This is a genomic window from Alicyclobacillus acidoterrestris (genome assembly GCF_022674245.1).
Classification (GTDB): domain Bacteria; phylum Bacillota; class Bacilli; order Alicyclobacillales; family Alicyclobacillaceae; genus Alicyclobacillus; species Alicyclobacillus acidoterrestris.
This window is the reverse complement of record NZ_CP080467.1, coordinates 2,918,840-2,940,831: the sequence shown is the minus strand read 5'-3', so window position 1 is coordinate 2,940,831 and position 21,992 is coordinate 2,918,840. Positions and strand designations below refer to the sequence as shown.

Genomic DNA, 21,992 nt, shown 5'->3' with positions numbered 1-21,992 from the left:
GGTTTTAGAAGGAGCTAATTGAATGGAAATCGCAAAAAATGTCCACTTGCTCGAGAGCACCAAGGGAAGTTACGTATATTTGGTGTTGGGCCAGGAGCCGGTGTTAATTGACACTGGCATGCCAAAGCGGGAAGCCAAGATGATTGCCGAATTGGCGACGTTGGGGATATCCATCAACGACATCGCGCATATTCTGTTGACACATCACGATGTCGATCACATTGGCAACGCCCACGCCTTACAACAACAATCCCAAAGCACGCTCTGGGCACCGGAGAAGGATGTTCCGTACATCCATGGCGACCTGCCGCGTCACGGGATTAAACGCCTGATTGGGAAACTGGTGCGGGTGACCACGCCGAAGGTCGATCGCGTTTATCAACCAGGCGTCAAGATTGGCGATATTGAAGTCATTGAAACACCGGGACATACGCCTGGACATGTGTCATTCTTATATGGTGATACGCTATTTGCTGGCGACTTGGTCACCAGTAAGAATGGAAAATTAGCGCCTTCTCCCAAGATCATGTCCTGGAATTCGCAAGCAGTTTCTCGTTCGATAGACAAGCTCAAATCGTTTCAATTTGACTGGGTTTGCCCAGCACACGGGGAACCCGTAAAGCGAACGAGCCTGTTCGGTTGAGGGAAAGGCGCGTGCCTCATCGGACTGCCGCGGTCAAAATCGCCGATAGTACACGTACAGAATTGGAACGAATGCGACGGCTGCGGCACCAATGGCCAGCAGTTTTAAATAACGCGTGTATGTGATATCCACTTTGCAGCACCTCTTGCGAGTCGTACACCGTACCGTATGCCCCGATGATGTCAAATGACCGCGTATACCCGCCTAATTCCGGAATGGACGTCATGGAACTGTATGATTTCGTGAAAAGTGAGTGAATTTGCCGTCAAATTTGCGGCAAATGTCGATTTGATGTATGGTAAATAAAGATTAAGAATTTTGAACAGCGCTGAATTCCCTTTTGGGAAGCGGGGGAACCAATTTTGGGGTGAGACGTTTATCGTGGGGTGCCCTTTCTACCCTAACCCGACAGCTAACCTCGTAAGCGTATTGAGAGGAGCCATATACCATGTTTCAGTTCCATCACTTCCGTTACAAGTGTTTCCGACCGAAATATTTCCACCAAAAAGTCCCCCTTTACCTCTTCCACGACGACGATTTCGTCTGACTTCGTCCACATTCACATCAGTGACTCAATCACGATGATACGAGCCCTCTTGCGAAGCGCCTACATTTGCGGCAGGCGCATGTCTGACCTTTGTCATATTTATTGACACGAGAATATGTGCGTCTATGTAAACTTGTCTCCATATCAAACGACCGTTTGTTCGATCCTGTCCATCTCTCGCGTACCGGACGTTTTCATTCGAATGTCAACAACTATGTCCATAATTTTGTCGATGATTTATTTCGCTATGTCATCAATCGTGACAGGGCGACCTTCACACTGTGATCGAGTTCGCAAATTACCGAGTCACATATGCACCTGTACTCCGATGTCGCCTGAGTAAATCAGTTCCATCTGAGGAGGGGTTTACAAGTGAATGTTGAACGACGAAGTATCGAGTATATTCCAGATGAAGAACGGCACGGAAAAGTCCGTAATTTGTTCAATATCTGGTTCAGTGGGAATATGCAGCTGACGCCAGTCATGACTGGTGCAGCGACGATTTCGCTTGGACTGAACCTGTTTTGGGCCATGGTGGCCGTCGTCGTTGGCAATTTGATTGGTGGATTGTTTATGGCCACCCACTCTGCCCAGGGTCCGAAATTGGGCATCCCGCAGATGATTCAAAGCCGGGCGCAATTTGGCGTCATTGGCGCGATTATCCCTTTGGCCTTAGTCATGGTGATGTATGTCGGTTCCGTCTATTACAGCGGATTGCTTGGCGCACAAGCGATTCACAGTGCGCTTCCCGGCGTCCCAGTCTGGCTTGCGATGGTCGTGCTAAATGGTGTCACATTGGTGGTCACCACATACGGTTACGATTTGATTCACACACTTGAAAAATATTTTGCCATCGTATTCGGGCTGTTCTTTATTTACATCACAGTCAAAGCCGTGCAGTTGCCGTTCCCGCAGCATAGTTGGTCGATGACCTCGTTTAAAGCCGGGCCATTCTTGATGGCGCTGAGTATTTGTGCCACATGGCTGTTGACGTACGCGCCATATGTTGCGGACTATTCCCGATACTTGCCCAGAAATACGTCCTCGAAGGCGACGTTTGGATGGACGTACGCAGGCGGTGTCATCGGAACCATCTGGCCGATGACGCTTGGCGTTTTGTTAATCGCCGCATCGTCCAAGTTCGGCGACAATCCGAATGGATTTCTCGCAGCACTCGTTGGCCCTACGCTGGCGCCGATTCTTTATCTCGTCATTGTCCTCGGGATTCTCGGTGTCAATGTCTTGAATTTGTACTGTGCATTCATGGCCACAGTTACGACGATTGAACCGTTCACAGAGATTAAAATTACATCGGTTAAGCGCTTTGTCATCTTGGGCATCATTGATGCGATTGCAACGTGGATTGGCATCGTGGGACAAGGCAGCTTAATCACCATCATCAACGATTTTCTACTGATGCTCCAGTACATTGTGGTTCCGTGGAGCGCGATTAACCTCGTCGATTTTTACTTCCTGCGGCGCGGGAAATATAGCGTCCGAGACATATTTGATATCAACGGTAAGTATGGGCGCTTCAATTGGATTTGTATTGGCGCCTATGTCATTACCGTGATCGCCCAAATTCCATTTATGAATGTATCGGGAATTTACGAAGGGCCGATTTCGAAAGCAATAGGGCACGCGGACATAGCCTGGATTGTAGCGTTGATATTACCTGCGGTGATCTACTACTTTGCGATGAAAATCAAATCACCATCCACAAGCAAAACGTATCGTTCGAAGGCAGTAGTGAATGATGCGTAACGAATCTATTGCGTCCCCGTTTCCCCGCCTGTTCCCAGGGCGGGGAAACGGATGCATTCATTGCCGGGTGCCTGCGTTATGCGTCGATGCCTAGTTGTCTTGATGTGTACCGGAGACGATGTTTTGCGCGTATTCTGCTAACGCGTTGGCACTTTGACTGAGCTCTTGTATCGTGGAGGCCAGTTGTTCTGCCGCGACTGATTGACTGTCCGTCTCTTGGTTGATGGCTGATACAGATTCAGTCAGACTGTGTATTAACTGTTCAATGTTATGGACTGTTTCGTGAATAATATCGGTTTGTTCTTTCGAATCAGCGGCTAACTTCCGAACCTCTTGTGCGATAATGGAAAATCCTTTGCCGAACTCACTCGATCTCGCCGCCTCAATCGACGCATTGAGTCCTAGGATTTTACTTTTGTTAGAGATATCTCGCACCGTGTTCGCGATGTGGTTAATATTATTGATACTTTTCCGAACTTCATTTGACTGAGCAGAGATATCGTTCATGTTGATGGATAACACATTGGTGGAACTCGCGAGTTCCTGGATAGTTGCACTGATTTGCTCCACGGCGGTGGACAATGTCGACGCGATGGAAAAGAGATGCTCATACCGCTCCATGTTTACGCCAACAGCCATGGCGCCAATTACAGTGCCTTGTTCGTCACGAAGCGGGATTGCACTTGAAATGAGCGGCACACCGAACACGTCTTTAGGTACAGCCATTCTGACTGGTCTGCCGGTTTGAACCGCCTCAAACATCCCATCCCCAGGTGTCAAACGATAGCCTGGTTCTAGTCCGAGTGAGAATTTTTTCCCGGGAATGGATATCCTGAGCGTTGTGGTGTCGGAGATTCCTACCGTGACGTCGTCTGGAAACAACTCCGTCAACATGGGGCCAAGGTGTATAAGCATCTGAATCATTGGATGCAGGTTAAGTTTCTCATTCACTTCGATAGTCTCATTCGCTAGCATATCGAGTCTCCTTGCTTTTAGCGCGCTAATCGTTCGTTTGATCTAAAGATATACTACCAAGGATGAATTTGTACATTGGTTTCTGTGAATGTTTATTTCGATTGTGAAATTTTGATATAGACTTATCAATCTACCTATTTCGTACTAGTGCCTTCCGTTACATGTTTTTTGTCATGGTCCATACCATTAATGTGACGCCATTTTCCTTTTCCAACAATTCTTCGCTAATTCTTCGATAGCCAACGGATTCATAGAGCTGTACATTCCGGCGTATGGAAGCCCGCACTGTACAACGAATCTCATTGATGTGGTTCAATTTGGCATATTCGTCGAGCCACGCGAGGGCCATCCTGGCGTAGCCGCGACCTTGGTGTGCCTTTCGCACACCAAGGCGTGAAAACAGGAGGTAGTTGTCCTCTAGGTGAAGGCGAACGGACAATACGGGTTCGCTGTCCGCATAGCCAAGAACTGCCGTGGAGTCGTTGGTGGCTAACATAGTACGAATCTGTTCAGGCGTTTCGTTCAGCGCACTGGAGGAACCTGGAATGTTCTTGTACGCTTCCCAAGCATCTTGCGTAATCTCGTGGATGAGGTTTGTGTCGGAGACAGTGGCAAAGCGGAAGGTTATCACGCTCTCACACTCGCTTTCAAGATGACGTTTCGTTGATTTCATTTTACTTGCTATCTAACTTGAGTGATTATTTTTGTTTTTTTGTCTATCGTCAGTGTAAATCATTCGATACACTTCTACTATCCTACTGAACAACGTGAAGTGAGCGCGGGGAGTCGCAAATTGGCGGCTTAGGCTGAACAAAACATTGGATGCATACCCGAGTGGGAGGTCATTGGTTGGATTTACACTTGCGAGAAATTTCGCCAGAGGATAAGGCTATCATCGCGAAGTTGAGGGTGTGGGATGTGTCGGAGGCGAATCGTCATTGGTATACTTGTCGGCCAGTAGCACCGGTCAAAGACTTGCACGACTATATCGATTCGATGGTAGAACGAATCGAACGGCGAGTTATCCGCCCCTTCGTGCTCGTATCGGATGAACGCGATGAGTGTTTGTGTGGGAAAATAACTGCCTTTGACTTTAATCCGCGAAATCGTAGTGCTGAATTGGGCTATTATCTTCCTCAAATGAACCGTGGGATGGGGTTCGGCCGTATCATGTTACGTCAGTTTCTACATGCGATGTTTGAGGATGCGGAATGGAACCTGCATAAGTTGTATGCGACGACGGCCTCTGGGAATCAGGTGTCTATTCATCTTCTCAACCGCTTTGGAGGTAGTGTCCCGTCAAGTGGTGTAAATTGAGTGCAACCACTTCGTGTCGGCTATTTATGCAAAACTGACGTTGGCGCCAGTAATTGCGGTTCTTGAGTGCTCATGAGTTTTGCCATTGACTCTCGGCTAAAGTAGCGCCTTGCTACAATCCATTCATCGTTCTGTTCCTGGAGGATTGCTCCGCCTAGACGAATGACAGACTCTCGGTTCGGGAAGATACCAACGACATCGAAGCGTCGCCTGAGTTCACGATTTAAGCGCTCAAGCGGGTTTGTCGAGCATATCTGTTTCCAGTGTTCCTTTGGGAATGCCATGTACGCTAGCACGTCTTCCTCTGCACGTTCCAAGACATCCATCGCCTTTGGAAACTTTCCACGAAGTTGCTCTACAACCACATCCAGTTGCTGTTTGGCTGTTTCCTGTGTTGGCTGAGCGAATATGGTCCGGACAATAGACGAGACCATCGGTTGCGACGCTCTAGGCACCTGGCTGAGGATGTTGCGCATTGTATGAACTCGACAGCGCTGCCAGGTCGCTCCGGTCAACGCAGAGCCAATCGCACTGCGCAGTCCTTCGTGAGCATCACTAATTACCAGCTGTACACCACGCAACCCACGCGCAACCAGACTTCGGATGAATGTCAGCCAAAACGAGCCGTCCTCACTAGTCCCAATGTCAAACCCCAACACCTCACGCTCACCGGTGTCTCGCACGCCAATTGCAATTACAAATGCCATACTCTGAACTCGTCCGCCTTCACGGACTCTCGGGAATGTCGCATCCAACCATAGATATGGGTATGTCCCCTCAAGTGGGCGGTTTTTAAATTCCTGCACTACTTCGTCTAACTCTTTGCAGATACGAGATACTTCACTCTTGCTAATTCCTTGAATGCCCATAGACTCAACCAACTCGTCCACCTTGCGGGTGCTCACACCATGCACATACGCCTCTTGAACAACGGACAGCAACGCCTTCTCAGCTTTCCGCCGAGGCTCTAGCATGCTGGGGAAGTAGCTTCCTTTCCGAAGCTTCGGAATCTGCAAATCAATCGTTCCGACACGGGTGTCCCATTCCCGTTCTCTGTAACCATTACGGCTATTGCTGCGTTTCTCACTGCGCTCATACCGTTCAGCGCCAATCAAAGAGCTCACTTCAGCCTCCATCACCGCCTGGGTTAGGACTCTCAGCCCTTCCTTCAAAAAATCGACATCACCATCTTCTAATCCGATCTTGCGAATTAACTCCAAAAGTGCGATCTTGTCTGTAGAAGCCATCGATGTGCCTCCTCTACTATTTGCTCGACACTTTTAGTAGATTGCACTCGATGGCTTTTTCGTCAAGATCTAGCCGTGGAATTTACACCACTACCTAAGACTCTAACGCTTTGGATTTCATTTGGATGGAACGATTCGTGAACATTATTGGATGGGGGATGAAATTCAAGACCAATTGCACTTTTCTTTGTTGAAGCGCGAATGGTTGGCGTAGATGGGGGAGCACGGGAGTTTCGGGGTTTATTTGAGCGTCTGTGGGTTGCCCCGCGGCGGCAGGGTTGTCTTAAATTGTCTTAATAAGACACATGCACGTCAATTCGCTCCAATAAGACATCAAAAATGCGCTAATCCCCTGATTTTTGCTTTTGTGGGGCAGCTTTTGAGTAGATAGAGCATTTTACGTGTCTTATTCAAACTGAAACGACCGATTATTCGAAAATAGGGCATAAATCGTGTCTAATGTAGCGCGACATCTGGACGTGTAACGTGCAGGCCGTGCGTCAATCGCGCGTATGGAAGATATGATTACTGGTAAATAGATACGTGGGCATAGGTGCAAGGTGGGGGTCTGCTGGGGCACCCACCTTGTGCGTGGCATTCGTGATTCGTTTGGCAATTTCGGCAACTTGTACATTAGATTGTTGACGATATTGTAGATAATCAGTATGATGATCGTATCTTACTGAAGTTGCGTGTTGTTAGATTGTATTGTAAGCGCAATCATTTTATGAGGGGGGATATGTGAGTGAATCAGCAGGAGGAAGACAAACCATCATTTTTCCGCTATGAAAACGGTGTCGTATTGATGATGTTCTTTACGTTTGGGTTCGTTTTTATGGAACGGCTCAGTGTTTCCTACCTGTTCCCGTTTTTTGGTCCCGAATTAAAGATGAGCAATGCAGATCTCGGGTTGCTGACATCGATATTGGCGATATGCTGGTCGCTGTCCGGCTTTGTGTTCGGGTCGCTATCTGACTTAATCGGATCACGGAAGAAAGTGTTGTTGCCGATAACGCTGGCTTTCTCTATTTTCTCTTTCATCACGGGCATTGCGAGAAGCGTTGGCTCGATGTTGCTGATTCGCGGCTTGATGGGCGTATCCGAAGGTCCTGTACTTCCGATTGCTCAGGCCTCTGTCGTTGCGGACTCACAGCCGAAGCGTCGCGGATTCAATATGGGCTTTGTGCAGAGTTCGCTGGGATTGATAGGCTCCGCGGTGGGACCATTGGTTTTGACGTATGTGGCCACAAAATACTCGTGGCATGCAGGCTTTTATCTGGCGGGCGTACCCGGGCTGGTCATGTTTTTTGTGCTTCTGTTCTGGATGCAAGACCCGAATCGGAGGATGTCGAAAGAACAATTGGCCGCGCACGAACATCGGCTTCGCCGGGAGGATTACCCGGTTGTCTTTCGTACCAGAAATGTCTGGGTAACTATGTTGATAGCCGTGTTTATGATGACTTGGCTGTTTGCGTTTACGACCTTTGCGCCGACCTTTTTAGTTGAGTACGATAAGTTCTCCGGTACCCAGATGGGCGTTATCACAGCATTTATGGGCCTTGGCACTTTTTTCTGGGGATTTGTTGGCCCTTCGATTTCCGACAAATGGGGACGTAAGCCCACACTGATTTTGTTTTCCTGTATTGCAGTCTTGTCTCCAGTCTGTTTTGCCCTCGTCCATGGGTCCGTCGTCGCGATGTGTATCATCGGATTTTTGACCTGCGCGGGGCAGGCTTGCTTTCCTCTGTTTATGGTCGTCGTTCCGAGCGAATCTCTGTCTCCGAAATATGTAGGTACCGCAGTTGGATTGGTGCAGTTGGTTGGTGAATTTATTGGGGGGACCGCAGTGCCAACTATCGGTGGAATGGCAGCTGACCACTATGGGTTGACTGCGCCGTTGTGGATTGCTGCGGGCGGATCGTTACTAAGTGCGTTTATCGCATTTGCCATTAAGGAAACTGCACCTGCAAAAGTTGCAAAGCGGCTGCAGGTCAGCGGCGTGAATACACCGCAGGTCTAGTTGCTTGAGTGGCGTACAGATGATGGGGTCGCCAGTCCATGATTTCTACGATGCAAGGGGATGATGATGTGGCAAAGGAATTGGTGTTTGATGTCGCACATTTGGGGCACGTGGAACTGTTGACGCCAAAGCCGGAAAAGAGTCTAGATTTCTTCACGGAAGTTCTAGGGATGCAAGAGGTGAAACGTGAAGGGGACTCGGTTTTTCTGCGGTGTTGGGGAGAATGGCAGCAGTATTCCATTAAGTTGACTGCATCAGCACAGGCGGGCGTCGGCCATACCGCATTGCGTGCGATGAGTCCAGAAGCGTTGGAGCGCCGTGCAGCAGCTATTGCGGATCGCGGTTTGGCAGTCGGCTGGACGGACGGTGACTTCGGTCACGGCAAGACGTTTCAGTTTCATGGGCCCGATGGGCACTTGTTTGAACTGTACTATGAACAAGAGAAATATCAAGCACCAGAGCACCTAAAACCCGTTTTGAAAAATCAACCTCAGAAGTTCACCGGGAAAGGGGTATCCGTGAAACATCTGGATCACATCAATTTCCTCTCCTCTAACACGGTGGCCGATGGCACGTTTATGGAAGAGCAACTAGGGTTGCGCTTGACAGAGCAAATCGTTTTGGACAACGGCTATCGTCCCGGTGTCTGGTATCGGGCGACGAATAAGTCGTATGATATCGTTTACACGCATGACGCAACCGGATCGCGCGGTCGACTTCACCATCTTGCCTTCAGCGTGGACACCAACGAAGGGATTTGGCGGGCGGCGGATATCTTTGTTGATCACCATGTGTTTATCGAGTTTGCTCCAAGTAAACACGCGATTAATCAAACCTATTTTGTCTATGTTTACGAACCTGGTGGAAATCGTATTGAGATTTGCTCAGGTGGATATTTGGTGCTTGATCCCGATTGGGAACCCATCTCCTGGTCGGAAAAGGAACGCGCCCGCGGGCAGTTCTGGGGGAATAAAACCGTGGAGAGCTTCCACACCTATGGGACCCCTGTGGTCTGATACTGTGAATGTTCCAAATCATCCGATGAACCTTCTTGGTTGAGGGAGATTGAAGCGAAGGAGAGATAGTTGTGGCAAAGCGTGAGGTTTTGCATGTAAGGGGATCGAATCATCAGAATCCGATTCCGACTGCAATCAAGATTGGGAATATGGTTTATACGTCGGCGATTATCGGATCGGACCCTGAAACTGGTGAGATGCCGGAAACGGTGGAGGAAGAGGTCGCAAATCTCTTTCGTTACATGCGAGAGATTATGGAACTTGCCGGCGGGTCAGTCGATGACATCGCGCATTTAACGGTCTTGGTCACGGACAGAGAGTACAAAAAAATCGTAAATGTAGAGTGGCTGAAGATGTTTCCGGATGAGAATAATCGCCCTACGCGACATACGACCGTTGATGATTTAAGGGAAGGTTTGAGAGTTCAGATTGAAATGACGGCTGTGTTGTAATTGAAAAACCACGGTGCGAACGGGTAGCACCGTGGTTTTTTTTGCGTCTAAGCGTCGGTTTTCGATAACTGGAATTGTTTGTCGCGTATGTTTTTTTCTTGATAAAATGTAACCTTATCAGATTTGCGGTGTCTATATTGGGTGTAGGGGGTGAAGCAGTTTGGGTAATGACCAGGAGACGCTGGATTACTTATTACGTACATATGGGCGAGATATTTTGCACTTTATACGGTTCTATACAAAAAACAATCATGACGCAGATGTCCCCTTCAGCGGAGACAGAAGTGCTGAAGCGGGCTGATGAATTGGCCATTCGTAAAACAGGTGCAGGAGTTACCGGTGAAATTAAAGGAAGTTGTCTTGCTTCATTATTTTGAGGACAAATCGATCACTGAGATATCCAACATACTTGGCATTTTAGAAGGGACAGTCAAGGTACGTTTATTTCGGGCAAGAACGCAGATGAAAAAGAGAAGGGAAGGAAATGCACTTGAAGAATGTTCAGACAAAAGACGCCTTAAAGGACTTGCGCTGTATAGCTGAATGTACGATTTTGGAGGATCTCGACATATCTCCAGATTTGAAGGAGCGGATACTGACCCATCTTGAATCGACTCCAAGCCCAGTTCAGGTGAATTCAAAGAGGCGTGTAAAAGTACTCGTCACGCTGTCGATTGCTGTAGTCGGTGCACTGACTGCGATTGGCGTACTGTATTCGCAGCATACGAAACCTAAGGTCGACTATACGACGTTATTCGTCGCAGAGACATCACTTCCTGTTGCAGCATCGGCATGGTTTCAAAAGGTACAGCTGAGAACTGGAAACCATTTAGGTTTTTCTTCTGCACTTCCTACCTAATCACTTTACAAGAGCGCGAATGAATGATTCAACCAATCTGCCGAGCCTGTAGTATTTCTAGCTGCGGGACGGTTCGCTATGCCCATTTACGGGCTTATAGGGGAGAGCACGTGTGAAAATCGGAAAACTCAGTGTCTTTCTCGTAATTTCTCTACTCATACTCAGCGTGACAGTCGGAACGGTTTCAAAGGTATGGGCATCCATTCCTCTATGGCTTGATTTAAAGGGCGGGATCAGCGTACTTTATCAAATTGAGCCGCCAAAGGGACAAACGCTCACGAAACAAGGTATTCAGGCCGCACTTCAAGCAGTCGAAACGCGCGTCAATTCGCTTGGAGTCACTTCCCCTATCATTAAATCTGGAGAACGGAAACGAAATTCGTGTGCAACTTGCAGGTGTCTCTGACCAGCAAAACGCGGAAAAGGTCATTGGCACAACGGCCCAACTGGCCATTTATAGCAAAATCACAGTGAGCAAAAATGGGCAGCCTAAACCGGTTGCTAGCTCGTTGCTCGTCACAGGTCGTGATATCTCGAATAACGCCTCAGTTGGCCAGAATCAACTTGGACAAACCGTCGTCAACATCAACTTTAAGAACAAAGAGAAATGGGCCAGCATTACGAAGAAATACTTGGGGCAAGACATTTATACCTTCTTGAATGGAAAACTGATTAATGCCGCGCAGGCGCGCTTCCGTATCCGCTCAAACTGATTTCCTCTACGAGTATCGGACCTCAGCTAGGTGCCGTCTCGCTTCGGGCGACGATGGTTGCCGGTCTTGTTGCCGTTGCACTCATTTTCCTTTTCATGATTGTCATGTACCGCATGGCTGGATTAATTGCCGACATTGCGCTTGTGGCTTATGCGTACGTGACACTGCTAGTCTTCGCAGCGTTTCCGATCACACTTACGTTGTCAGGACTTGCGGCGCTGGTTCTTGGAATGGGCATTGCCGTCGATGCCAATATCATCACGTATGAGCGTATCATGGAGGAAGTGCGCAGTGGACGTAGTTTGCAGTCGGCGGTGATTGCTGGATGTAAGCGGGCATTTCGTACGATTATTGACTCGAACACGACGACCTTCATCGCTGCGGGTGTGATGTTCTGGATCGGGCAGGGAGACGTCCGTGGATTTGCTGTTGCCCTTATGGTTAGCGTCATCGTCTCACTGCTGACCGCCGTGTTCCTCTCTCGTACGATGCTGATGTATTTTACGCAAGCCAACATCGTTCGTAGTTCAAGCTGGTATGGTGCGTATGGTGCGGAAAAGGAACGCGTGTTGAAATGAAAGCAGGCTTTGCGATGGTCATTAAATGTTGGCGGTTCTCTTCTTTATCCTGCACGGGTATCGGTCAATGTCGTACGTGCATCTCTAACGTTTTGGGGCAGGAATATCAATACAAGAGAAGCAGCCACTTTTACAAAACGATCGATACTGGTGATTGATAAAGTACATTTCCGCGTTTCCAGAACAAAGTGGGCAGACAAACGAGATTTTGTGAGAACCATTGAGTTGCAGTAATTGGATAGCCGTTTTTCGCGCCCAAATCACGTCCAGCGTGTCTGCTTGATTCACTTTCATTCACTCCCAACTGTATATCATCCCTGAAATAATGGTTGCGATAAGTCAAGGAATTTCTATGACGAGTTTGATGCAAAGTAAACTATATCGGACCTATGTTAAAGGATAGTGGTCACCGTATAGAGATTTTGTGGATACCAAGTGATTTAATTGTGGTGGCCATCGCGCATGCCTGAGATTGTGGTAGACTGCGGGCAACTGTACTAAATGGAGGGATCAGCACGTAGATGAACCAGTCCGCATCCGGTACCAGAAGACGTGGGCATCGTCGTTTTCTAACCAAGGTTCCAGAAATCACATTGTACTTCTGGATTATTAAATTATTGACGACCGCGATGGGAGAAGCGACATCAGACTACTTGGTGAGTCACATGAACGCATATATCGCTGTTGTCATGGGGGCGATTGGGTTCGTTGTCGCGCTCATTTTACAATTCGCCGTTCGGAAGTATGTGGCGTGGATATACTGGCTATTGGTTGTCATGGTCGCGATTTTCGGTACGATGGTCGCAGATGTCACACACATTGTGTTGGGCGTTCCGTATTACGTTTCCACCATTGCTTTTGCACTCATTTTGACGTTTGTGTTCACCACTTGGTACATCGTCGAGAAGACGTTATCTATCCACAGCATATACACTCGTCGACGCGAGGTGTTTTACTGGGGAGCCGTGTTGGCGACTTTTGCGATGGGTACTGCCATAGGGGATATGACGGCGACGACATTTCATTTAGGGTATTTGGCTTCCGGAATTTTGTTTCTGGTACTATTTTTCGTCCCGGCCATCGGTTATTGGCTATTTGGGTTGAATGATATTTTGGCTTTCTGGTTTGCCTATGTCATGACGCGCCCACTTGGCGCCTCATTCGCAGATTGGTTTGGCAAGTCGCACAGCATCGGTGGATTGGGGTACGGCGATGGGGTGGTCAGTGTCGTGCTGACGATACTCATTGCTGTGTTTGTCGGGTATTTGACTGTGAGCCGCCGGGATATTGAGAGACAATCCGCAACGTCATAACGAGTTGCCACCGCTCTGACGCGCATCTGATCGTCAGGGCGGTAGGCAACCGAACATGCATAACCAACGCGAGCTGGGCATACAAATTTTCCTGTGAGGTGGGACAATATTGAATATGTTCCACGAATTTTACATCCATAAATTGTTCAATGAATGAACCAATCGGATTCTCATTTTTACTCAGAAATTGAATCATCTGTGCTATCTCACGGTGAAGCTACGTATACTAGTATAAGGAGGTGTTGGTTAGTTTTTGGCGTTTTATGAAAGCGCAATCATTTTGTCCGACAATGGTTGAGTGATGGGGTTTGGTGCTGCGCAATCAAGATTCGGATACGGGGGGAACGTCATGAATGGATTCAAAAAGAAAGTTGCTTCTGTTGCTGCACTGGGGTTAGCGACCACCCTTACCCTGTCGGGATGCGGTACGAGTGGAAATACCTCAGGTGCAAACAACTCCTCAGAGTCGGGGCAAGAGAATATCACCTTCTCTTGGTGGACTAGTCCACAAAGGACTGCGGAAACAAAGAAAGCGATTGCACTGTTCGAGAAGAAATATCCAAATATTCATGTAACGCTAGAGTACACCGGGTGGAGTGGTTATTGGTCCAAATTGGCCACGGAGAGCGCAGGTGGCAGTGAACCGGACGTCATGCAAATGGATGCTTCACGATTGGCAGAGTATATCACGAAAGGGCAACTGGCCGATTTGTCGTCCAATCAGACGATTGATACATCAGCAATTCCCAAAAACATTCTCCAACTCGGCGATATGAACGGAAAGCTCTATGCTATTCCAGCCGGCGTCAATGCGACGACCTGGATTTACAACCCTGCTATCCTCAAGCAGGCGGGTATTCAATTTGATCCGTCTAAGAATTACACATGGGATGACTTCGCCAAGATGTGCGAAGAAATACATCAGAAACTGCCGAATGTGTATGGTGTGGACGACGAGATCGATCAAGGGGCAGCCCTCGCTTATTACGCGCAAACCCGCGGTGAGCACATGTACACGCCGGATGGAAAATTGGCCATTTCAAAGCAAACGTTGACCGATTGGTTTACCTACTGGCTCGACTTGCAAAACAAAGGCGGTTGTCCACCTGCGCAAGTCAATGCGTCGTATGATCACAGCAACACGCAGGAAAGCCCATTTATTAAGGGGGAGACTGCATTTCAATACATGTTTATCGGGGAGGAGTTGGAGTACCAGCAAGACCTAGGAAAACCGATTGAACATGCGTTGTTCCCGGATTGGGCGGACAGCGGCAAACCGTATACCGTTCATCCAGCCATGTATTGGGCGATATCTTCTCATACGAAGTACCCGGATGCCGCGGCAAAATTGGTGAACTTCTTGGAAAATGACCCGCAAGTCTCCAAGATCTTTTTGAATGAACGTGGCGTAACCGTCAACCAGGACAACTTAAAAGCTGATGCGAAAGTTGGAGACTCGATGTTAAAAGAGCAGGATAGCGTCATGTCGCAAGTGGAGAAGGTTGCGAGTCCCAGTTATTTAGATCCGCCGGCTGCAGGTCAAATTGGCGACTTGTTGACACAAATTGCGCAGCAGGTGACATTCAAAAAACTCACCCCAAGTCAGGCAGCAGACCAGTTCTATACCCAGGCTACGAACATGTTGGCCCAAGGCTGATTCACAGTATGATGATGGGCTGTGCTGGGGCATAGTCAGTTCCTTTGCCCATCGCGGGAGGAAGCAAATATGGGGTTACCAACAGATGCTGTTGTTGCGTCCCGCCATACGAAACGGCGTGCATCGTGGTCATCTCGTAGCGGCCTCGCTGCCTACGGTTTTTTGACGCCGTGGATGTTAGGCATGCTCTTGATGACACTAGGCGCAATGCTGTTTACGATTTATCTGGCGTTCACAAACTACGATTTGCTCAGTCAACCACGGTGGATTGGGGCACTCAACTTTCATCAGATATTGCAGGATCCAAATTTTTGGACGTCGATTCGAGTCACCTTTATTTATGTAGTCATCTCGGTGCCTGCGCGGTTGATTGCATCTTTGTTGGTCGCCACGTTGTTAAATAAAGAGGTTCGCGGAATCGGAATCTACCGCGCGTTGATCTATCTACCATCGTTAATTGGCGGGAGTATCGGAATTTCAATCGGATGGAAAAAACTGTTTGATGCGGCAGGGCCCATCAATTCGGTTTTGAAAGCCGTCGGTCTGCATGGTCCGGTATGGCTAGGCAATCCACGAACAGCGATTCTCGTCATCGTGTTATTGAGTGTGTGGCAATTCGGATCCGAAATGGTGATCTTCTTGGCTGGGTTTAAGCAGATTCCTGGCTATTTGTACGAGTCGGCGACGATTGACGGGGCTTCGGCCGTCCGGCAGTATTTTCACATCACGTTGCCGATGTTATCTCCGATTATCTTTTTTAACCTAGTGATGGGAACCATTTCGTCCTTTATGACCTTCACGCAGGTGTATGTCCTCACCGATGGTGGCCCCATGAACTCGACCTTATTCTATGTGCTCTATCTCTACGAACAGGCTTTTCAGTATTACCACATGGGGTACGCAGCCGCACTGTCCATTATATTGCTCATCATGATTGCCGTCTGTACAGGGTTTCTATTCTTAACCTCTAGATTCTGGGTGAAATATGACGTGTAGGATGGTGCTTTTATGGTCAAATCCAGGCCGGTTACACGGAGCGTAATCCGCCATGTCGTCTTGATTGTACTGACGTTTCTCATGATTTACCCGATTTTATGGATGTTCTTTTCATCTTTGAAACCGGACAGCGAAATTTTTTCAACGACGCAGTTGCTGCCCTCGACCTGGACATTTCAACACTACTTGGACGGTTTTACCGGTGCCGCTGGGATGAACTTTGGACCAATGTTTTTACATTCGTTCGAAATCGCCGCAGTGGTCGTCATAGGCTCATTATTTAGTGCTTCGTTGAGTGGGTTCGCCTTTGCGAGGCTCAACTTCGCACCCAGAAAGTTTCTCTTTGGGTTCATGCTTGGCACGATGATGCTGCCCGCGCAAGTGGTGATGATTCCGCAGTACATCATGTTTCACAGAGTGGGGTTAGTGAACACGTTTGTTCCGTTGATGTTGCCGAGCTTTCTCGGAACCACGCCGTTTTTTATTTACTTGATGGTTCAGTTTATACGCGGTATCCCGAGGGATCTCGATGAGGCCGCCGTGATGGATGGATGCAGTACCTTTCGCTTATTCCGGTCGATTATTTTGCCGTTAACCAAACCTGCGTTAATCACCATCTCGATTTTCTCGTTTTATTGGACTTGGGACGATTTCTTTGGGCAGTTGATTTATCTGAATAACCCGCAATTAAGCACGGTATCCATTGGGTTAAGCATGTTCCTTGCCAACATGGGACAGACGCAATGGGGCGATTTGTTCGCGATGTCGATTGTCTCGGTGATTCCAGTGCTTGTCATATTTATTATCTGCCAGCGGTACTTGGTGGAAGGCATCGCGACGCAAGGACTGAAGGGCTGACCACGCGGGAAAGGGGTCTTGATTGTGAAAAAGGTAGCTATAATTGGGGCGGGCGCCATTTCAACGAGACACATCGAGGGGTATCTTGCATTTCCGGAGGCGTGTAAAATTGCCGCTATTGTCGACATATACCTAGACAAAGCCGAGGAACGCGTTCGCGCGTATCAACTGGACGCTGTTGCATCGAACGATTACAAGTCAATCTTGGCTGATCCGTCCATTGACGTCGTATCGATTTGTACGCCTCCGTCGACGCATGCGCAACTTGCCATTGACTGCTTGATGGCTGGGAAGCACGTGCTGGTCGAAAAGCCGATGGCCGCCTCCTTAGAAGAATGTGACGCGATGATTCTGGCTGCAGAGAAAAGTGGGAAGGTACTGTCGGTGGTGGCGCAAAACAGATTTCAGACATCCTGGATGCGGCTGAAAGAGCTATTGCAAAAAAAAGTTGCAGGCGAGGTTTTACATGCGCAGGTAGATTCGTTCTGGTGGCGTGGCCATAGTTATTACGATCTCTGGTGGCGCGGAACATGGGAAAAGGAAGGTGGTGGCTGCACACTCAACCACGCGGTGCACCATATTGACGCACTGCAATGGATGATGGGGTTGCCCACTGAAGTGTCCGCGGTCATGTCGAATGTCGCACACGACAATGCAGAGGTGGAGGATATCTCCATGGCGCTCCTTCGCTTTGAGTCCGGCGCCATCGGCCAGATTACCAGTTCGGTCGTGCATCACGGGCAACAGCAGCAGTTGGCATTTCAATGTGAGAAAGCCAAACTGGCCACGCCATGGGACGTGTACGCGTCCGTCTCGAAAGAAAACGGTTTCCCAGAACGTGACAAGCAGACGGAAGCCGAGATTCAGTCGTATTACGACAGCCTCCCGGAGACGGTGCACGAGGGGCATGCTGGTCAGATTGAGAATGTGTTGTCCGCTATCGAGGGGAATGAAACGTTATTGGTGGATGGCGAAGAAGGGCGTAAGACCCTCGAGTTGATTGTCGCCATTTATAAATCTGCCTCCACCGGGCAGACCGTGAGGCTGCCGATTGCAAATACCGATGCGTTCTACAGAAAGGACGGTTTGATTGCCTCGGTACCACGTTTTTATCAGAAGACCGCCTCGGTTGAACGATTTGAGGACAACGAAATTACCACGCGAGGGAATGACCGGTCGTGATCGTGCGAAGACGCGGCGCGACGGAGATAGTTGGGTTGGCTGATTGGCCGATGAGGAGGTCGTGACATCATGCAGAAGGCGGACGGGATGAACTACGCACCACAAGGCAAGCCGCAGCCGGTATGTCAACGGGGAGAGTTTGTCGTCGCGGCGGTTGGATTAGACCATGGACATATTTATGGCATGTGTAACGGGTTGGTCGAGGCTGGGGCGGTGATTCAATGGGTATACGATCCCGACCCCACCAAAGTCGCACCATTCGTGAAGCAATACCCTGAGGCACGCGTCGCGACTTCGGAAGCGCAGGTGCTCGAAGATCCGACCGTTCACCTGGTGGCAAGCGCCAATATTCCATCTCAGCGCGCCGATTTAGGCATTCGCGTCATGAGTCACGGTAAGGATTATTTCGTCGATAAGGCCCCTTTGACGACACTCGAGCAACTGCAGCGCGTGAAAGAGACGATTGCGCGAACGGATCGAAAATACAACGTGTACTATAGCGAACGCCTCCATGTGGAAAGCGCCGTGTTTGCCGGAGAGCTGATTGCCGATGGGGCCATCGGCCGCGTCGTGCAAGTGCTGGGGACTGGGCCACATCGCATGAACGCGCCGAGCCGGCCCGCATGGTTTTTTGACAGGGAGCAATATGGCGGGATTCTTTGTGATATTGGAAGTCACCAAATTGAACAATTTTTGTACTTTACGGGTGCAAAGGACGCAAACGTGGTGGCGAGTAAAATTGCGAACTACGCGCACAAGGCGTATCCCCGGTTTGAAGATTTTGGGGATGCCACACTCGTGGCGGACAACGGCGCGACCAACTACTTTCGGGTCGATTGGTTTACGCCCGATGGCCTTCGAACCTGGGGGGATGGTCGTACCTTTATTCTTGGCACACAAGGGTATATCGAATTGCGTAAGTACATTGACGTCGGGCGGGATGAACAGGGTGATCATGTATATCTCGTGAACCAAGAAGGCGAACACCATATCCCTGTGCACGGGAGAGTAGGATACCCCTTCTTTGGCGCATTGATTTTGGATTGCCTGAATCGAACCGAGAAGGCAATGACCCAGGCTCATGCCCTCAAAGCCGCCGAGCTGAGCGTGCAGGCCCAAGCGCAGGCCGTTGTCGTCGAACAGTAGTCCTGTTTTTATATCATGTATAGCGTCTGTGGCATGTGCCAAACAAGCGGGTGTCTCCATTCAGCACTTGCATATATGCAATTTGGCGGGCAAGTCCGATTGGGCTTGCCTTTGTCCGCGACTCCATTGGCAATTGGATTGGCACACATGGTTCATGGTCATCTCCCCGGAAGTCCACGTCTTGGGGGCGTTTGGCGCATAGGAGGCCGTGATGCCTGATATCGATTGCGCATGGCCATGACGTGTGCGGGACGCGATAATCCATTTTTCCGACCGCGCGGACGCTTCTTTTGCCTGAAGTCTTGGACCAGTTTCATCATCGATTGAACTTTTTCGTCTTGCATCATTTCGAATGCCATAAAGCCCATTTTGACCAGCTTGTCGAGGTTCATCGCGATTCCTCCAAGGTAACTTCTGCATTACCATGGTATGTCTAAAAGTGTTTGGACGGCAGGGCTTTTACTCGATTGGGTTTCGGGCATTGCAGGTGGGGGGAGAGGAAACAGCTGACGGGTTCGTATCGGCTGGGGTGAGAGGGATCGGGATTTTGCAAGGGCGGATCGACACCAAGGCAGGGCGAGGCCCGGATGAGCGATGGAGCGATGAAACTTTGTGGACACCGCGCGATGAGCTAGCTTGGCGCACGCGAGACTTCTTAACGCAGGTTATTGGAGATTTTGTGTAAAATCCGTCGCAGTAGTTCCATTTCCTCGGCGGAAATCCCCTGGCAGACGAGTTGATTGAACTCTTCCATAATCGGCATGACCTCGCAGCAAAGTGCCTTCCCCATCGGCGTCAAATACACTCGGAGCGCCCGTCTGTCCTCGCTAATCACCCTGTAAATAAACCCTTTCCGTTCAAGGTTGCAAATCATGCGGGTGATGTTGGTTTTATCTTTCTGAAGTCTTTCGGCGATTTCGTTTTGATGCAAACCGTCCTTGTCCCAGAGAAGCATCATGATTAAGTTTTGCTCAGGGGCAAGTCGAAAAGGCAGCAATTTTTCCTTCACAAAGCCCGTCAGCGTTAAATCCGTGTGATGAATCAGGATACTGATGTAGTCGTCAAAGTTAATTTGCAAAAGACATCCCCTCATGGATTGGGATAACAACCTTGGCTGCATGATAGTCAGAATTCAGGTGGGAAATTTCCGCTCTGGCGCTGGCCGCTAGCGCCTTTTGTCCGCATTGTGATGGTATACAGTATAACCCATTCAACCTGCAAATTGGAACAGTTCCACATGAACTGATGTATAGCGTTCGTCGTGTCAGGGTAATCTGTAAGCAGGAGGTTGATGTGGCGCATTAACGAAAACACTTCGTCATTGTGATCACCGTCAACGTGCCTACAGAACAGACAACTTCGGTCGTCTGTTCTTATTTGTTTCGAGCGCGCTGCCTGTGACGTCGATCCCGGTGGCCCGCCGAAGGCTGTGATACGTCGGGCATGTACTGTCTTATTAAGACATGGGCGCCTCATTTGGAGCCAATAAGACATCCAATCTGCACTAATCCTCGGATTTTCGCCTTTATCGGGCAGCTTTTGGGTAAATAGGGCATTTTGCATGTCTTAATTCTAGCGAATCAACCAAAACTGCGGAAATAGAGCAGATATGCTGCCTTATATTCGCGACTTGCCCGTCCCGCGCTCATCGGACTCCCTCTGATGTCCTTCGGATGGGATCAAGCAACTGGGGGAAATTACACAGGGAATGGGGTGTATTGGAGGGAGTTCTAATGGCGCGACATGATGTCGGGCGGTCCAAAACGAAGCGTTGGTGGAATTACGTCGGAAGGACTGCGGATGTGTGGAAAACGACACTCGGTTCGGTCGTGGTGTGGGAGGTTGCTCGTGTGACGGGATCGCGCCATCCATACCTCGCCCCACTCACATTCATCCTTTGTTTGCAGGCCACGGTTGGACAGTCGGTGCGTTATGCAGTTTATCGATCCGCCGGCACCGTCATCGGCGTGTTTCTGATTGGCGCGTTTGCAAAGTGGATTCCGATCACGGCTTGGGCGCTGGGTATCGCCTTGCTTTTGACCACCGTACTGATGAAATGTTTTCGAGCGAACGCGATGCTGACACATCAGGTCGCGCTAAGCGTTTTGTTTGTGATGTACTTTGAACAGCACTCTGCTGGCTATGCTTGGGATAGGGCCAAAGACACGTTGATTGGCGCGGTTGTCGGCGTGGCGTTCGTCGTGCTGCTATTTCCGCCTAGCCCGCTAAATAAAGCCAGACAGGCGATGGACGCGTTGGGGCAGCATTTCGTTGACGCCCTCCACAAAGTCGCGGATAGTCCAACGGATGAGCTTCGGGAAGGCGAGTTGAACCAAGTCACGATGGCCTTACTGGATGAGATGCAGTACGTTGCCGACTCGCTTAACACCGCGAAACAAGATGCGCCTTGGCTACTATACACGAAAAAGGTGCATGTTCAGCGTCTCGACGAGACGTTTTTGTTGTTTCGCGAGGTGTGCGTGCATTTTGTGGTCTTTGTCGAGAGATTTGCGGGCCCGATGTCCCCAGAACAGCGTGCGCAGTGGCGTGAATGCCTTCGACGATTTGCGAATCAGTTGTCTATCACGCTGGGCGCAAAAGCGCATGCACCTTCTTCCAACTTCGCGTCGAACTTGCCTCAATCAGATGCTTTGCACGAGGAGCTTGAGCGGCTGTTACGGGCATTGAGGTGCTCGAACGATGCGTGAC

22 protein-coding genes and 1 riboswitch are annotated in these 21,992 nt (G+C 49.3%); of the genes, 17 read left to right on the top strand and 5 right to left on the bottom strand.

The features are described 5' to 3' along the window. Nucleotides 1–22: 22 nt before the first annotated feature. Together K1I37_RS14315 and K1I37_RS14310 are read left to right on the top strand one after the other, a co-directional pair. Nucleotides 23–643 carry an MBL fold metallo-hydrolase gene (locus K1I37_RS14315; protein ID WP_021298284.1) on the top strand — a complete coding sequence of 207 codons (621 nt, stop codon included), beginning with the start codon at nt 23–25 and terminating at the stop codon, nt 641–643. Between the two features lie 316 nt (nt 644–959). Then, nucleotides 960–1,084, top strand: a riboswitch (cyclic di-AMP (ydaO/yuaA leader). Nucleotides 1,085–1,562: 478 nt separating this feature from the next. Continuing rightward, nucleotides 1,563–2,954 (top strand): purine-cytosine permease family protein, encoded by a 1,392-nt coding sequence (locus K1I37_RS14310; RefSeq protein ID WP_021298281.1) that lies wholly within the window; start codon nt 1,563–1,565, stop codon nt 2,952–2,954. A 90-nt stretch (nt 2,955–3,044) separates the two neighbouring features. Here the strand turns inward: K1I37_RS14310 and K1I37_RS14305 are convergent, their stop codons facing one another. Both K1I37_RS14305 and K1I37_RS14300 read right to left on the bottom strand, forming a co-directional pair. Further along, nucleotides 3,045–3,929, bottom strand: a complete 885-nt coding sequence (locus tag K1I37_RS14305) for a methyl-accepting chemotaxis protein (RefSeq protein ID WP_021298280.1) — start codon at nt 3,927–3,929, stop codon at nt 3,045–3,047. Between the two features lie 157 nt (nt 3,930–4,086). Further along, nucleotides 4,087–4,560, bottom strand: coding sequence for a GNAT family N-acetyltransferase (locus K1I37_RS14300; RefSeq protein ID WP_021298279.1), 474 nt, complete (start codon nt 4,558–4,560; stop codon nt 4,087–4,089). Nucleotides 4,561–4,778: 218 nt separating this feature from the next. Between K1I37_RS14300 and K1I37_RS14295 the strand changes: the two genes are divergently transcribed. After that, nucleotides 4,779–5,246, top strand: a complete 468-nt coding sequence (locus K1I37_RS14295; protein WP_242215921.1) for a GNAT family N-acetyltransferase — start codon at nt 4,779–4,781, stop codon at nt 5,244–5,246. Nucleotides 5,247–5,266: 20 nt separating this feature from the next. Here K1I37_RS14295 and K1I37_RS14290 read toward each other — a convergent pair whose 3' ends face one another. Further along, nucleotides 5,267–6,493: an IS256 family transposase gene (locus K1I37_RS14290; RefSeq protein ID WP_206920083.1), complete on the bottom strand. Its 1,227-nt coding sequence runs from the start codon at nt 6,491–6,493 to the stop codon at nt 5,267–5,269. Nucleotides 6,494–7,238: 745 nt separating this feature from the next. Between K1I37_RS14290 and K1I37_RS14285 the strand changes: the two genes are divergently transcribed. The 13 genes from K1I37_RS14285 to K1I37_RS14230 all read left to right on the top strand — a co-directional run bounded on the left by K1I37_RS14285 (nt 7,239) and on the right by K1I37_RS14230 (nt 19,283). Then, nucleotides 7,239–8,513, top strand: coding sequence for an MFS transporter (locus tag K1I37_RS14285; protein WP_021294996.1), 1,275 nt, complete (start codon nt 7,239–7,241; stop codon nt 8,511–8,513). 38 nt (nt 8,514–8,551) lie between these two features. Continuing rightward, complete coding sequence (locus K1I37_RS14280) at nt 8,552–9,529, top strand: catechol 2,3-dioxygenase (protein ID WP_021294997.1); 978 nt, start codon at nt 8,552–8,554, stop codon at nt 9,527–9,529. A 71-nt stretch (nt 9,530–9,600) separates the two neighbouring features. Further along, the gene (locus K1I37_RS14275; protein ID WP_021294998.1) at nt 9,601–9,981 is read left to right on the top strand and encodes a RidA family protein; all 381 of its coding nucleotides are present in this window, start codon (nt 9,601–9,603) and stop codon (nt 9,979–9,981) included. Between the two features lie 300 nt (nt 9,982–10,281). Continuing rightward, entirely contained in the window at nt 10,282–10,524 is a 243-nt protein-coding gene (locus K1I37_RS21950) for an RNA polymerase sigma factor (RefSeq protein WP_081653919.1), read from the top strand. After that, nucleotides 10,466–10,840 carry a hypothetical protein gene (locus K1I37_RS14270; protein ID WP_021294999.1) on the top strand — a complete coding sequence of 125 codons (375 nt, stop codon included), beginning with the start codon at nt 10,466–10,468 and terminating at the stop codon, nt 10,838–10,840. The genes K1I37_RS21950 and K1I37_RS14270 overlap by 59 nt, the downstream gene beginning before the upstream one ends. 383 nt (nt 10,841–11,223) lie before the next feature. Beyond that, nucleotides 11,224–11,553, top strand: coding sequence for a SecDF P1 head subdomain-containing protein (locus K1I37_RS14265; RefSeq protein ID WP_021295000.1), 330 nt, complete (start codon nt 11,224–11,226; stop codon nt 11,551–11,553). Continuing rightward, nucleotides 11,550–12,131: a SecD/SecF family protein translocase subunit gene (locus K1I37_RS14260; protein ID WP_223204301.1), complete on the top strand. Its 582-nt coding sequence runs from the start codon at nt 11,550–11,552 to the stop codon at nt 12,129–12,131. The genes K1I37_RS14265 and K1I37_RS14260 overlap by 4 nt, the downstream gene beginning before the upstream one ends. A gap of 521 nt (nt 12,132–12,652) precedes the next feature. After that, a complete protein-coding gene (locus tag K1I37_RS14255; RefSeq protein WP_021295003.1) occupies nt 12,653–13,444 on the top strand; it encodes a COG4705 family protein in 792 nt (263 codons plus the stop codon). A gap of 349 nt (nt 13,445–13,793) precedes the next feature. Continuing rightward, nucleotides 13,794–15,101, top strand: a complete 1,308-nt coding sequence (locus K1I37_RS14250) for an ABC transporter substrate-binding protein (protein WP_021295004.1) — start codon at nt 13,794–13,796, stop codon at nt 15,099–15,101. A 69-nt stretch (nt 15,102–15,170) separates the two neighbouring features. Next, nucleotides 15,171–16,097 (top strand): carbohydrate ABC transporter permease, encoded by a 927-nt coding sequence (locus tag K1I37_RS14245; RefSeq protein ID WP_021295005.1) that lies wholly within the window; start codon nt 15,171–15,173, stop codon nt 16,095–16,097. Nucleotides 16,098–16,109: 12 nt separating this feature from the next. Further along, on the top strand, nt 16,110–16,955 hold the full coding sequence (locus K1I37_RS14240; RefSeq protein ID WP_021295006.1) for a carbohydrate ABC transporter permease: 846 nt from the start codon (nt 16,110–16,112) through the stop codon (nt 16,953–16,955). A 24-nt stretch (nt 16,956–16,979) separates the two neighbouring features. Continuing rightward, a complete protein-coding gene (locus K1I37_RS14235) occupies nt 16,980–18,137 on the top strand; it encodes a Gfo/Idh/MocA family protein (RefSeq protein WP_021295007.1) in 1,158 nt (385 codons plus the stop codon). A 69-nt stretch (nt 18,138–18,206) separates the two neighbouring features. Beyond that, nucleotides 18,207–19,283, top strand: a complete 1,077-nt coding sequence (locus K1I37_RS14230) for a Gfo/Idh/MocA family protein (protein WP_021295008.1) — start codon at nt 18,207–18,209, stop codon at nt 19,281–19,283. Nucleotides 19,284–19,441: 158 nt separating this feature from the next. Here the strand turns inward: K1I37_RS14230 and K1I37_RS14225 are convergent, their stop codons facing one another. Together K1I37_RS14225 and K1I37_RS14220 are read right to left on the bottom strand one after the other, a co-directional pair. After that, a complete protein-coding gene (locus K1I37_RS14225; protein ID WP_021295009.1) occupies nt 19,442–19,675 on the bottom strand; it encodes a hypothetical protein in 234 nt (77 codons plus the stop codon). 263 nt (nt 19,676–19,938) lie between these two features. Next, nucleotides 19,939–20,361 carry a MarR family winged helix-turn-helix transcriptional regulator gene (locus K1I37_RS14220; RefSeq protein WP_021295010.1) on the bottom strand — a complete coding sequence of 141 codons (423 nt, stop codon included), beginning with the start codon at nt 20,359–20,361 and terminating at the stop codon, nt 19,939–19,941. A 655-nt stretch (nt 20,362–21,016) separates the two neighbouring features. On the opposite strand from K1I37_RS14220, the gene K1I37_RS14215 reads away from it, so the two are divergent. Further along, a complete protein-coding gene (locus K1I37_RS14215) occupies nt 21,017–21,991 on the top strand; it encodes an FUSC family protein (protein ID WP_021295011.1) in 975 nt (324 codons plus the stop codon). Nucleotide 21,992: the final 1 nt, after the last annotated feature.